The sequence below is a fragment of the Serratia sp. Ag1 genome, from assembly GCF_000743355.1.
Classification (GTDB): domain Bacteria; phylum Pseudomonadota; class Gammaproteobacteria; order Enterobacterales; family Enterobacteriaceae; genus Chania.
Map to the genome: position 1 here is coordinate 253,348 of NZ_JQEI01000025.1, position 15,324 is coordinate 268,671.

At 54.3% G+C, this 15,324-nt stretch carries 6 protein-coding genes; 4 read left to right on the plus strand and 2 right to left on the minus strand.

The features are described 5' to 3' along the window. Positions 1 to 13: 13 nt before the first annotated feature. Positions 14 to 1,006 (minus strand): bile acid:sodium symporter family protein, encoded by a 993-nt coding sequence (locus IV04_RS16110; protein ID WP_037395704.1) that lies wholly within the window; start codon positions 1,004 to 1,006, stop codon positions 14 to 16. A gap of 97 nt (positions 1,007 to 1,103) precedes the next feature. On the opposite strand from IV04_RS16110, the gene IV04_RS16115 reads away from it, so the two are divergent. Then, positions 1,104 to 2,024, plus strand: a complete 921-nt coding sequence (locus tag IV04_RS16115; RefSeq protein ID WP_037395706.1) for a LysR family transcriptional regulator — start codon at positions 1,104 to 1,106, stop codon at positions 2,022 to 2,024. Positions 2,025 to 2,161: 137 nt separating this feature from the next. Next, on the plus strand, positions 2,162 to 3,757 hold the full coding sequence (locus tag IV04_RS16120; RefSeq protein WP_037395708.1) for an ABC transporter substrate-binding protein: 1,596 nt from the start codon (positions 2,162 to 2,164) through the stop codon (positions 3,755 to 3,757). Between the two features lie 63 nt (positions 3,758 to 3,820). On the opposite strand, the gene IV04_RS16125 is transcribed toward IV04_RS16120, so the two are convergent. Continuing rightward, positions 3,821 to 5,095 (minus strand): tetratricopeptide repeat protein, encoded by a 1,275-nt coding sequence (locus IV04_RS16125; RefSeq protein WP_037395710.1) that lies wholly within the window; start codon positions 5,093 to 5,095, stop codon positions 3,821 to 3,823. 1,041 nt (positions 5,096 to 6,136) lie between these two features. On the opposite strand from IV04_RS16125, the gene IV04_RS24735 reads away from it, so the two are divergent. Continuing rightward, a complete protein-coding gene (locus tag IV04_RS24735) occupies positions 6,137 to 6,739 on the plus strand; it encodes a LuxR C-terminal-related transcriptional regulator (RefSeq protein ID WP_051916831.1) in 603 nt (200 codons plus the stop codon). Positions 6,740 to 7,464: 725 nt separating this feature from the next. Next, the coding region (locus IV04_RS26145; protein WP_051916832.1) for an Ig-like domain-containing protein at positions 7,465 to 15,324 on the plus strand (7,860 nt) is incomplete at its 3' end.

A 15,324-nucleotide genomic window follows, 5' to 3' on the forward strand; every position in this document is an offset into this window, starting at 1 on the left:
GCGGCCCAGCGGATTATTTCTGTGACGCCTCGGCGCCCAGCACCGTCGGTTTTTGCTGCTGTTGCCGCTGATAACGCTTTGCCAGCACCGCGCAGGCCATCAACTGTATCTGGTGGAAAATCATCAAGGGCAATACCATGATGCCCACGGTGGCCGCCGGGAACAGAATGTTGGCCATCGGGATACCATTAGCCAGGCTTTTCTTTGAACCACAAAACACAATGGTGATCTCGTCTTGCTTGTTAAAGCCGAGCCAGCGCGCCATGTAAGTATTCACTATCAGCACCAGTGTCAGCAATATGATGCTGACCACTACGATAAACACCAGCGAGCCAGCCCCGACCTGGTGCCAGATGCCGTGAGTGACCGCTTCACCAAAGGCGGTGTAAACCACTAACAGAATGGAGGTCTGATCGGTTTTGCCAATCAACTTACGGTGACGTTCGACCCATTTGCCAATCAACGGGCGTGACAGATGCCCAGCGATAAATGGCACCAGCAGTTGCAGCACAATAGTGCCGACCTGCTGCAGGCCACCGGTATCGCCATGCACATCCATCAACAAACCCACTAACAGCGGCGAAACGAAAATCCCCAGCAGGCTGGAAGCCGACGCACTGCATACCGCCGCCGCAACGTTTCCGCCAGCCAGTGAGGTAAAAGCAATAGCGGATTGCACCGTGGCGGGCAGAATGCACAGGTAAATAAAGCCGGTGTACAGCTCAGGACTGACGTTAACCGGTGACCACCATTTAAACAGCACCCCCAGTATCGGAAAAATGATGAACGTGCTGCACATCACCCACAGATGCAAACGCCAGTTATTACTGCCAGCCAGAATGGCTTCGCGAGAAAGTTTGGCTCCGTGCATAAAGAACAACAGAGCGATGGCTGCAACGGTGAGCCCGTGGAGCCAACCGACGAACTCGCCGCGTGCAGGGAAAAACGAAGCTAACAGCACCGTGGCAATCAGCGTCAGGGTAAAGCGGTCAGGAAGAAATCTCATTGGTAACTGACTCACAGAAGAAATCGATACGGCTATTTTCCCGCGGCAAGATATAATAATAAAATTGATTTATTTAATTAATTTATGAAAAAAATGCATGAACTACTCACTCAAGCAACTCCGGGTTTTTGCCACTATCGCTCGTCATGGCAGTTTCAGTCGTGCAGGGGAAGTCTTGGGGCTGACGCAGTCGGCGGTCAGCCACAGTATTAAAGAATTGGAGGCCGAAGTGGGCGTGCGCCTGCTGGATCGCACCACCCGTGAGGTCGTCCTGACCGATGCGGGCTTACGTTTGGCCAACCGCGTTGAGCGCTTGCTGGATGAATTACAATCTGCCCTGCTGGATGCGCGTAGTTTTGGCATGCAGCGCAGCGGCACGGTGCGGGTGGCTTCCAGCCAAACCATTTCCGCCCATCTGATGCCGCAGTGTATCGCCGCTGGTGAACAACAGTATCCCGAGATCCGCATTGTGCTGCGCGATCAATCGCAGCAGCAGGTGCTGACAAGTATCCGTAACGCCGAAGTGGATTTCGGCATCGTGGTTGATCCGATTCAGGCGGTGGATCTGGATTGCGAAGCCATACTCCATGAACCCTTTTTGCTGTTGTGCCGCAACGATCATCCTTTTGCGACGCAACCTGAAGTGCAATGGGCCGCGCTTAACGGCTGCCGGTTAGTGCTACAGGACTATGCTTCCGGCAGTCGCCCCTTGATCGACAACGCATTGCGCCAGCAAGGGGTTGAGGCACCGGTAGTACAAGAGATAGGCCACCCGGCTACGCTGTTCCCGATGGTTACGGCGGGTATCGGCATCAGCATTTTCCCGGCATTGGCGCTCCCCTTGCCAGAAGGAGGGCAACTCAAAGTGCGGCGGTTAATGCCGGAGATTAATCGTGCGCTGATGCTGGTCCGGCGCAAAAATCGTTCACTGACGCCAGCGGCGGAGGTGATATGGCAGGTGGTGCGCCAGCAGGCGGAGCGATTACAGCAGCAGCGCCAGCAACAGGCCGAGTATTAGCTTGGGCTTAACTCGGCCTTATTCCCTTGCCTGGTCATTAAGTGAGACAACTGGCCATAACTTCCGCTTTACATCCCTAACTGTTTGATTTATTGGTATCAGGATTGGTAATTCTTTAATACTCATGGGATGGGACAATGCAGAGAAAGATCGTCAAGATGACGCTGGGCCTGTTGGCACTGGCGGTAGTGGGGAGTGTGCAGGCTAACACGCTGGTTTTCTGTTCAGAGAGTTCTCCTGAAGGTTTTAACCCACAATTGTTTACCTCTGGCCCGACCGTGGATGCCAGTGCTGCAGCGATTTATAACCGACTGGTGGATTTCAAGACCGGCACTGTTGAACTGCAGCCAAGCTTGGCGGAGCGTTGGGAAGTGAGTGAAGATGGCAAGAATTACACCTTTTACCTGCGTAAAGGCGTGAAGTTCCAGAGCAATAAATATTTCACGCCGACCCGCGATTTCAACGCCGACGACGTGATCTTCTCTTTTATGCGCCAGAAAGACGCGAATAACCCTTACCACAAGGTATCCAACGGCGCTTATACCAACTTTGAGTCGATGGAGTTTGGTTCGCTGATCGACAAGATCGTCAAAGTGGACGATCACACCGTGCGTTTTGAGCTTTCACGTGCAGAAGCGCCATTTGTCGCCGATCTGGGCATGTATTTTGCCACTATTCTCTCGGCGGAATATGCCGATGTGATGTTAAAGGCTGGCACACCACAACGGGTGGATAACGATCCGATTGGTACGGGGCCATTCCAACTGATGCAATATCAGAAAGATGCCAAGATCCTCTATAAAGCCTTTGATCAGTATTGGGAAGGCAGGCCAAAAATCGATCGGCTAGTGTATTCCATTACGCCCGATGCGGCGGTGCGTTACGCTAAGTTGCAAAAGAACGAGTGCCAGGTCATGCCGTTCCCGAATCCAGCCGATTTGACGCGTATGCGTGCAGATAAAGATATTCAGGTGATGGAGAAATCAGGCTTGAATATCGGTTTTCTGGCGTTTAACACCCAGAAAAAACCGCTGGATAACGTGAAAGTGCGTCAGGCATTGGCAATGGCAGTGAACCGACCGGCAATCATCGAAGCCGTGTTCCACGGGGCGGGCCAACAGGCGAAGAACCTGCTGCCGCCAACCCAATGGGGTAACAATGCCAGCATTGAAGATTATGCTTACGCACCAGAGAAGGCGAAGCAACTGCTGCAAGAAGCGGGCTTGGCTGAGGGATTTGCTATCGACTTATGGGCAATGCCGGTACAGCGGCCTTATAACCCGAACGCTAAACGGATGGCGGAGATGATCCAGGCGGACTGGGCCAAGATTGGCGTTCAGGCCAAAATTGTCACGTTTGAATGGGGCGAGTATCTGCAGCGGGTGAAGGATGGTGAGCACCAGGCGGCGCTGATGGGCTGGACAACCGCTAATGGCGATCCTGATAACTTTTTCGGCCCGCTGTTCACCTGTACTTCCGCCAATGGTGGTTCAAACTCGGCCAAGTGGTGCTATAAGCCATTTGACGAACTGATTGCCAAGGCGCGTGAAGAGAATGACCATCAAAAACGCGTGGCGATGTACGAACAGGCGCAGGTGATAATGCATGAACAAATGCCTGCGTTGATGATTGCCCATTCCACTATTTTTGAGCCGGTGCGTAAAGAAGTGAAGGGCTACGAGATCGACCCGTTCGGTAAGCATATCTTCAAGCAGGTTTCGCTGGAGAAGTGAGGGCGGTGCTCTCTTTTAATTTCAGGGGCCAATTAAGGCCCCTGATTGCTGAAACCGGCTGAATCAATCGATATTATGCAACTGCCACTCCCCAGCGAGAATAGGATCCAGCAGGAAGAAAGGCATCAACTCACGCCACTCGTGGTTTTTCACCGCCGTAGCGTATTGGCACAACCGATTCCCCTGTTTGTCCAGCACTTCCCACTGTTGCAATTCACCGTCTGCCTTCTGGCTGGCAACGCCAGCTAACTGATAGCTGGCATTACTTCCAACGTGGAATTTGTTTGTCTGCCAGCGGATCGGCGCATGCGATGGAAAAGGATGAGCCTGGTGGAAACCAAACAGATCGTCATGGCTGAGTAAACTCTGCCTGACGGTAGGCCAAAGATGCTGGCGCAGAAAATACTGATCGACAAAGCGGCGATGGTTGTCCTGCTGGCTTAAGTATTCACGGGTCTGATTGATGATTGAGGGCAGATTAGGGTTGTGACAACCTCCCCACATGCCTGCTAGCAGCAGCTCCGTGTGGGTAAAGTAATCCCGCATATGGTGATACCAGTAACCGCTTTGCAGCCAGGCGGCTACAGCGGCCTGCTCCCGCTCAGAAAGCAACGAATCCGCATCTCGGATCAGGTAACGTTTGACGGTTGGGTCATCCAACACCAGGAAGCGCCACATCAGTGGTGGGATATTCTGATGCAGTTCTCCTTCAACCTTGATCACTTTGGCTCCTGCATCACGCAAACGCTGTTGCACGTCTTGGGGCACGGTGTCATCCAGATAAAAACGGCAATGCCAGTCTGGGAACAACGCTTTGCTCACCTTGGCGTTCATCACCGCGCTCTCGCAGTAACGTACCAGAGAACCAAACAGAGTGAAGGCGATGGCATTTTCTTCCGGGTTATGTGGATTAAATGCCGGTGGACGAGGTGTGGGGAGTGGGTAGGCTTGGCTGCTACCAAATTTCCGATCGCCTTGTTCCAGCGACATCAAACCGAAACGCCGAACTTCATCAGGGCGGTTTAACCAGCCGCAAACTTCTGTCAGACCATCGATCATGGTGGCAGGGAGTTGTTCCAACGGTTGGCTTTGCAGCAGTTTTTTATACGTTTTATAGGCTTTCTCATAGTCCCCTGTACGCATCAGGCACAAGGCATAGCTGGAGATCACGTCGGCATTACGTGGCACCAGACGGAGCGTAGCTTCAGCAACCGCTTTACCTGCGGCATAGTCATTAATAGCAATAGCATCGCGGTACTGTTGTGCAAGCGCATTAAGACGCTGTTCTTGCGAAGTATGAGGTGGAGAGGTTGAACTATTCTTCTGAAATGGCCGCATAAATAAGGTTACCTTAAACTTATGACATATGCCTGTCATACTTAAAGTTGAAATATGACCAGTATATCAATGAAATAAACGGAATGACATTTCTGCTGCTAGAGAGGTAATTAAGGGAATCCCTCAAGCTTTAATCTATTACTCTGATAATAATCAAGGTTCTGTAATCTGTCTGAAAGAACATGATGTTATGAGTTGAGTTATACTATACCAAAAAATAACTCGAGTTGCTTGCTGCGGCCCTGTAGAGGTGAGTAACGTAACCCACATCCAAGCAACTTGAAGTATGATGGGTAGACCATAAGCAACGTGTTGATGGGTAATGTGGTATAGGTTTAAAGAGCGAGAGGGTGAAAGTTGACCACCAGAGTTGAGTATGTTCTTGTTGACTGTTTGTTTAGCTGAGTAGGCGTATGCTTCATCACGTAAGCTATTTTAGATAGCGCAAATCACATCTTCAATTCGTAACTGGATATTTCAAATTAGGATTTTTCCTGTTCAGTTGCCTATTATCTTATTGCGATTGCGTATAGCCTGTCTTTCCCTGATTTTCTGTTAAGATTTTTCTTACAGATAAACCAATGGGTTACAGATTTCTATACAAAAAATCGCCGTATTCTATTTTTTTCTTATTAGGTTTCATGTATTCTTTTCTTAAGATAATCCTTAGTTGCTTGCTTTTTAAGAATTATCTTACATGATGGTTGCATGGAGTCTTATCTCAAATCCTGTCTGGGAGAAGTAAAGTTCTCTCTTACGAAAGTATGATAGTCACCAGTAACCCAAATTGAACTAATCAAATGTAAGACCTGCTAATAAAGAAGACGATAAATGGATTTTTAGTCATTACTTATCACTCTCCTCATCAGCGGTTTTCTTTATCTTATTGTATTTAATGATTTTTAATCTCATCGAAGAATGTTGGGCAAGGTAGACACATAAGTGTTGAAAACTTGATAACTCAAGTGAGTGAAGGTTGTTAGACCCCCTATAGTTTCAAATGTATAGGGTATATGGACGTAGTACTAACAGGATTGTGTGATGAAAGTGTTATACTTGGGCGAAAAGAATATCGGCAGTTTAGGCATTATCCGCATCATTGAGACCAGTTACCCAGAATCATCAATTATTCTAAAAGGTGTGGAAGAGTGCGCCAATACCGTGCTATCTGAACCTTATGATATTTGTATTATTGATGGGAAAAAGCTTGATACACAACCAGTTGAGAGTTTCAAAAAATTGGTTTTAAGGTCTGATGTCCCGGTTCTTGTTCTGGCAAAGAAAGATCAGTCGCTGCACAAATTCCTTAATCATTTAAGTAATGTGCGCGGAGTCATTGAGTATGAAAGTGGCGTGGATTTTTTTCTTAATGCGATAAACATGGTGCTGTCTGGCGGATATTGTTATTCCTGGGATATTTATAGCCTGAAGAATGACAATTCAGAATTCTTTAATGAAGAGTATTTTGAGTCTGTTGGTTTGACAAGGCGAGAGATGGAAATCTTGAGGATGTACCTTGATGGTGCAACGAATAAAGAAATCTCAATTAAACTGTCACGGAGCCAGAAAACCATCAGTGCACACAAGTCTAATATATTGCGCAAGATTGGTACCAAGCGCTTGCCTATTAGCATATCACATTAGTCACTAGCTGTGGTTGTGCCAATGTTATCTTAACGTGGTCAAGTGACAACAATCCTGAAGTAGAAAATCAGGTTTATTGCTTTTTAAGTAAACCTAAGAAATAGGGGAGCCCTATTTCATCATATTTATTATGACTACTGTTGCTTGTTAATGAGACACGAATGTGTCGGCAGTACTCGCTATGATTTCTCTCCTGGTAGGGGGCTCTCTGATGTCCCCTCAAGAGTGTTGCTAGCAACTCTCCATTTGAATAATCCCCTCTCTTTTGTATCCTTCGCTTAATGGTGGCTATGGCTCCAGACAGCGCAGTTTTCTCATTTTCACATCTTATTAATTTTCATTAAAAAAGATTTATTACACAGTTTTTCATTCAAAGTAAATAATCAAGAATAATCTTAAAAAATATAAAATAAGAAAAATCTAGGAATGGATTATTTATTTAATCCAAGGATTATTTTAACTTGCTTTTTTATGTATTTTTAATGATTTTTTACATTTTAATTTCAATAAAAACAGTGTGTTATATGTAATTCTCAAGAGGGGTTACTTATTTTTACTTAGCGTAGTGTTTTTATGCTGAAAACCATCGTATAGGGTGCGTAATTTGAGAGGGGAATTGGTGATAAGATGCGCGGTGATTAACTCGTATGTCAATGCGAGTATATGTTGCTATCAGGGAATGTAATTAAATTCTAATCGGAACTGCGTCTGGAGTTATGACATACATGGATAAAACAATAGTTCTGGCTGTTAACAGCGGTGAAGGAAAAACCCGTTTGTTAACTGCGAACGCCAACAAGGCTGTTAAAGTTAAATTGATTCAAGGTAATAAATACCTGCTGAAAAATCTGGGTAACGATTTTGCACCGGAGAACATTACCTTGGTACGTGTAGGCAAAGCGCTACACGTCATCCAGGAAGGAGATACTCAAGCCAGTATCATTATTGAAGATTATTTCAATGGTGAGGCCAACAATCCGATTCTGCTGGGAATGGCAGAAGATGGGCAATTATATGCTTACGTGCCGTTGTCCGGTGAGGGTTACGAGCATGGTTATCTGACCAGTGAAGGTGAGTTGTCACCAGCCGCTTTGGGCGGCCCTGCGTTAGGTAGCGGCAACGGTATATTCACTTCTTCAGATGACGATCACAACGCCTTGTTTGGCCTGCTCGGCTGGGTAGCGGCAGCAACCGCAATCGGTGCCGGTGCCGCAGTGGCCTACCATAACCGCAGCCAGGGTGATAACAACACGGCTGACACCACACCACCGGCAAAACCGGCCATCGGCCAGGCGCTGGACCAGACCGGTGCCATCACCGGGGTTATCCAGAATGGCAGCGTCACCGACGAAACCCGTCCGGTACTGAGCGGTCAGGGGACGCCTGGCGATCTCATCACCCTCTATGACAATGGCCAGGCCATCGGCAGCGTGGTGATCGACGACCAAGGTCAGTGGACCCTGACGCCAAACACCGATTTGGGCGAAGGTTCTCACCAACTGGTGATCACCGAGACCGATCCGTCCGGCAACGTCAGCTCCCCTTCCGATCCGCTGGAATTCAACGTCGATACCACCCCGCCGGATGTTCCGGGTCTGCAGCACGTGATGGATAAAGTCGGTGAACACGTCGGCGAAATCACCGCAGGTGGGGTGACCGACGATCCTCGTCCTGAACTGAGCGGCAGCGGCGAAGCGGGCAGCAAAGTCACCATTTATGACAACGGCACCGTGATTGGTGAAACCGAGGTCAACGAAGATGGCCGCTGGTTCTTCAAGCCTGACACCGACCTGACCGACGGCAGCCACACCCTGACGGTATCACAGACCGATCCGGCGGGTAACCAGAGCGAGCAGTCTGGCGGCTGGACCTTTACCGTCGACACCCAGGCTCCGTCCCAGCCGTCTATCGGCAGCATTATTGACCACACCGGCAGCATCACTGGCCCGTTGACCAACGGCAGCGTGACGGATGAAACCCAGCCGCAGCTGAATGGCGTGGGTGAGCCGGGCAACGTCATCATCATTACCGACAATGGCAAAACTCTTGGTTCAACCGTCGTTGACGAGCAGGGCAACTGGCGTTATGAGGTGGATGAACCTCTGACCGAGGGCAGCCATAAACTGGCCGTGACCGAAGTCGATCAGGCCGGTAACGCCAGCGTACCGTCGGCCCCGATTGAGATCGTGGTTGACACCACGGCCCCGGGCAAACCGGACGTGGCCGATGCGCAAGACCACACCGGGCCGATCACCGGGCCGATTGTCAACGGTGGCTCTACCGATGAAACCCAGCCTGAGTTGAGCGGTATGGGTGAGCCGGGCAACACAATAACCATTTATGACGGCGGCGAGAAAATCGGCTCCGTGGTGGTGGATAACCACGGCAAGTGGACTTTCACCCCGGATACCCCCCTGGCTGAAACCGATCACAGCATTACCGTGACCGAAACCGATCCGGCGGGCAATGAAAGTGCGCCTTCCGAGTCGTTGAACTTTACCGTCGATACCACTGCACCGCTGGAAGGCCCGGATCATCTGGCCATCACCGCGGTTGAAGATCGCGTGGGCGATCGTCAGGGTCTCGTGGATAACGGCGCCGTCACCGACGACAGCCAGCCGTTGATCAGTGGTATCGGTACCGCAGGCGACACCATTTTTGTGTACACCACCGACAGCGCCGGTCAACATCCGATCGGCAGCACCGTGGTGCAGGCGGATGGCACCTGGAGCATGACGCCGACGCTGCCGCTGCTCGAAGGCAACAACCAACTGGTTATCGTGGCTCAGGATCCGGCGGGCAACCGTACCGACTTCTCTTCACCGAGCTACGATATCAGCCTGTTTATCCCGGTCTCGTCCGAGCCTGCCATCACCAGCGTGGTGGATAACGCCGAGCCACATGTTGGGCCACTGCAGAAGGGCGATGTCACCAATGACAGCACCCCGACCCTGAGCGGCACGGCAATGCCGGGCAACACCGTGACTGTCCTGGACAATGGCCAGGCCATTGGCTCGGCCACGGCGGATGCCAACGGCAAGTGGAGCTTTACGCCAGACGCTGCGCTGAAAGACGGCAACCATAACCTGAGCGTGACCGCGACCGACGTGGCGGGTAACGTCAGCAAGCCTAGCGGCGGCTTCAACGTGGTGATCGACACCACCGCGCCAGACGCCCCGGGCGAAGTGATCATCACTGACAACGTGGGTGACAAGACCGGTGAAGTGAAGCCGGGCGAAACCACCGATGACCGTTCACCGACCCTGAGCGGGAAAGGTGAGCCGGGCGACCTGGTGACGGTAATCGACAACGGCAAAGAGATCGGCAGCACGGTGATCGACGAGAACGGCAACTGGACATTTACGCCAGAGCAGCCGTTGGAGAATGGCGATCACAACCTGAGCACCACCGTGACCGATCCGGCAGGCAACGTGAGTGAGCCAGGCCCGGGTGTGAACATCGTGGTGGATGGTACCGGCGTGACCGTCGAACTGGGTTCGGTGTTTGACAACGTGGGCACCATTACCGGTAACCTGCAGCCGGGTGATGTGACGGACGATGCGCGTCCTGAACTGAGCGGCACCGGTAAGCCGGGCAGCGTGGTGACCGTGCAGGACGGCGATACCGTACTGGGCAGCACCACCGTGAACACCAACGGCAAGTGGAGCTTTACACCGGACACCGATCTGGGTGAAGGCAACCACAGCCTGACCGTGACTGCTGAAGATGCCGCGGGCAACAGCGTCACCTCGCCAGCGTTTGAGCTGAAGGTGGACACGTTGGCACCTGCCCAACCGGTGATTGGTGGAGCGATTGACGACGTGGGTGACGTGCGCGGGCCATTGAGCAGCGGCAGCGTGACCGACGACGCCAACCCGACCTTCAACGGGACGGCAGAGCCGGGCAGCATCATCAACGTGTACGACAACGGCAAGCTGTTGGGCTCGGTGAGCACCGACAACAACGGTGCCTGGTCGTTTACCCCGACTACGCCACTGGTGGAAGGCGATCACAGCATCACCACCACCGCGACGGACAAAGCGGGCAACACCAGTGAGCCGTCTGACGCCTTTGACCTGACCACCGATTACACAGCTCCACTGACTGGGCCTGAGTTCCTGGCTATCACCGCGGTTGAAGACCGTGTGGGTAACGTGCAGGGCACCATTGCTTCCGGTGGAGTCACCGACGATAGCCAACCGTTGATCAGCGGTATCGGCACGGCGGGCGATGTTATCATCGTGTACGCTGCCGATGCGGCAGGTAATCACCCGATTGGCAGCACCACAGTACAGGCAGATGGTACCTGGTCTCTGACACCAACCACGCCATTGCTGGAAGGCCAGAACCAACTGACCATCGTGGCGGTGGATGCGGCAGGCAACAGGACTACGCCAAGCACCCCATCCTATGACATCAATGTTGACATCACTGTACCGGCACAACCCGCGATCATCAGCGTGGTGGACAACGCCGAGCCGCATGTGGGGCCACTGCAGAAGGGCGATGTCACCAACGACAGCACCCCGACCCTGAACGGTACAGCCGAAGCTGGCAGTAAAGTCACCATTCTTGACAACGGTCAGGCCATTGGCTCGGTCACGGCGGATGCCAACGGCAAGTGGACCTTTACGCCAGACGCTGCGCTGAAAGACGGCAATCACAGCCTGAGTATCACCGCGGCTGATGCAGCGGGTAACGTCAGCAAGCCTAGCGGCGGCTTCAATATTGTGGTCGATACTACGGCCCCGGATGCCCCAGGCGAAGTGATCATCACCGACAACGTAGGTGACAAGACCGGCGAAGTGAAGCCGGGCGAAACCACCGATGACCGTTCACCGACCCTGAGCGGGAAAGGTGAGCCGGGCGACCTGGTGACGGTGATCGACAACGGCAAAGAGATCGGCAGCACGGTGATCGACGAAAACGGTAACTGGACGTTTACGCCGAGTGAGCCGCTGGAGAATGGCGATCACAACTTGAGCACCACCGTGACCGATCCGGCAGGCAACGTGAGCGAGCCAGGCCCGGGTGTGAACATCGTGGTGGATGGCACCGGCGTCACCGTCGAACTGGGTTCGGTGTTTGACAATGTCGGTACTATCACAGGCAACCTGCAGCCGGGTGACGTGACGGACGATGCGCGTCCTGAACTGAGCGGCAGCGGCAAGCCGGGCAGCGTGGTGACCGTGCAGGACGGCGATACCGTACTGGGCAGCACCACCGTGAACACCAATGGCAAGTGGAGCTTTACACCGGACACCGATCTGGGTGAAGGCAACCACAGCCTGACCGTGACTGCTGAAGATGCCGCGGGCAACAGCGTCACCTCGCCAGCGTTTGAGCTGAAGGTGGACACGTTGGCACCCGCCCAACCGGTGATTGGTGGGGCGATTGACGACGTGGGTGACGTGCGCGGGCCATTGAGCAGCGGCAGCGTGACCGACGACGCCAACCCGACCTTCAACGGGACGGCAGAGCCGGGCAGCATCATCAACGTGTACGACAACGGCAAGCTGTTGGGTTCGGTGAGCACCGACAACAACGGTGCCTGGTCGTTTACCCCGACTACGCCACTGGTGGAAGGCGATCACAGCATCACCACTACTGCGATGGACAAGGCGGGCAACACCAGTGAGCCGTCTGACGCCTTTGACCTGACCACCGATTACTCTGCGCCGGATGCCAGCAAAGTGGCTATCACCGGGGTAGACGATGCCGTGGGCACCCTTGTCGGCAACGTGGCCGCCGGTGGCACCACCGACGACAACCGTCCGACCATCAAGGGCACCGGGGCGGAAGCCGGTAACACCATTACGGTGTACAACGGCACCACCGTGATCGGTACTGCGTTGGTACAGGCAGACGGCACCTGGTCACTGAAACCGACCCTGCCACTGGCCGACGGTCTGGTGACCCTGACCGCCAAGGAAACCGACCCGGTCGGTAACAGCACGGCGGCATCGCCGGAGTATGACTTTACGGTCAGCACCCAGGCGCCTGCGGCGCCGGTGATCGGGACGGTGGAAGACAATGTCGAACCGCATACCGGCCCATTGCAGAAGGGGGATCTCACCAATGACAACACCCCAACCCTGAAAGGGACGGCATTGCCGGGCGGCACCGTGACGGTATTCGACAACGGCACGGCGATCGGCAGCGTCAAAGTGGACAACAACGGTAACTGGAGCCTGACGCCGGAGACGGCGCTGAAAGACGGCAGCCATAACCTGACGGCGTCGGTTACCGACAGCATCGGCCAGGTCAGCGATCCTACCGGCGGCTTCGGTATCGTGATTGATACCCTGCCACCGGCCCCGGCAACCGGTCTGGTGGTCACCGATGACTACGGCAACGTGCAGGGTCCACTGAGCGCGGGCAGCACCACCGATGACAATACGCCAACCTTCAGCGGCAAGGCGGACGTGGGCAGTGTGGTCAACGTGCTGGATAACGGCAAGGTGATCGGCAGCACCACCACCGATGCCAACGGCAACTGGACCTTCACGCCAAGCACCCCGCTGGACAACGGGGCACACGATTTCACCACCACGGTGACCGATGCGGCGGGTAACACCAGTGGCGAAGGGGAACACCTGGTGGTGACGGTAGATACCGTTCCTGGGCTGGCGCAACTGACCGGCCTGGTGGATGACGTGGGTGATATCCAGGGTACCATCGCGCAGAACGGCGTGACGGACGATACCCGTCCGACGCTGAACGGCACGGCGAAGGCCAACAGCGTGGTCACGGTCAGTGATGGTGGCAATGTGCTGGGCAGTGTGACCGCGGACAGCAATGGCAACTGGAGCTTTACGCCAACCACCGATCTGGGTCAGGGCGCACACAGCCTGAGCGCCAGCGCCAAAGATCCGGCGGGCAACGTCAGCACCAGCAGCAACTGGGCGTTTAGTGTGGACTCGGTGGCCCCGAACGCGCCGTTTATCGACTCGGCCGCGGACGACGTGGGCAGCGTCCAGCCGCAGAACATGCAGAGCGGCAGTGCAACGGATGACCCGACGCCAACGCTGGCAGGCCGTGCAGAAGCCAACAGCATCGTGAAGGTCTACGACCAGAACGGGTTGCTGGGCTCGGTACAGACCAACGCCAGTGGCCAGTGGAGCTTTACACCGACCAGCAAATTGTCGGAAGGCGAGCACCGCTTTACGGTGACGGCGACGGACAAGGCGGGTAACGTCAGCGATCCGTCCAACACCTTTACCCTGACACTGGACTTTACCGCACCGGATGCCAGCAAAGTGGCGATCACCGGGGTGGACGATGCTGTGGGCGCTATCAAAGGCAATGTGGCTGTCGGTAGTACTACCGACGACAACCGTCCGACCATCAAGGGCACCGGGGCGGAAGCCGGTAACACCATTACGGTGTACAACGGCACCACCGTGATCGGTACTGCGCTGGTACAGGCGGACGGCACCTGGTCATTGAAACCGACCCTGCCATTGGCCGACGGTCTGGTGACCCTGACTGCCAAGGAAAGCGATCTGGTGGGCAATACCACCGTGGCATCGCCGGAGTATGGCTTTACGGTCAGTACCCAGGCACCCGCGGCCCCGGTGATCGGGACGGTGGAAGACAATGTTGAACCGCATACCGGTGCATTGCAGAAGGGTGATATCACCAATGACAACACCCCGACCCTGAAAGGGACGGCGTTGCCGGGCGGCACCGTGACGGTGTTCGACAACGGCACGGCGATCGGCAGCGTCAAAGTGGACAACAACGGTAACTGGAGCCTGACGCCGGAGACGGCACTGAAAGACGGCAGCCATAACCTGACGGCGACGGTGGTGGACAGCATTGGCCAGACCAGCCCAAGTACCGGTGACTTCGGTATCGTGATTGACACGCTGCCACCGGCCCCGGCAACCGGTCTGGTGGTCACTGATGACTACGGCGATGTACAGGGTCCACTGAGCGCGGGCAGCACCACCGATGACAATACGCCAACCTTCAGCGGCAAGGCGGACGTGGGCAGTGTGGTCAACGTGCTGGATAACGGCAAGGTGATCGGCAGCACCACCACCGATGCCAACGGCAACTGGACCTTCACGCCAAGCACCCCGCTGGACAACGGGGCACACGATTTCACCACCACGGTGACCGATGCGGCGGGCAACACCAGCGGCGAAGGGGAACACCTGGCGGTAACGGTAGATACCGTTCCTGGGCTGGCGCAACTGACCGGCCTGGTGGATGACGTGGGTGATATCCAGGGCACCATCGTGCAGAACGGCGTGACGGACGATACCCGTCCGACGCTGAACGGCACGGCGAAGGCCAACAGCGTGGTCACGGTCAGTGATGGTGGCAATGTGCTGGGCAGTGTGACCGCGGACAGCAACGGCAACTGGAGCTTTACGCCAAGTACCGATCTGGGCCAGGGCGCACACAGCCTGAGCGCCAGCGCCAAAGAGCCAGCGGGCGGTGTCAGCACCAGCGGTAGCTGGGCGTTTACCGTGGACTCGGTGGCCCCGAACGCGCCGTTTATTGACTCGGCTGCGGACGATGTGGGTAGCGTACAGCCGCAGAACATGCAGAGCGGCAGTGCGACAGACGATCCG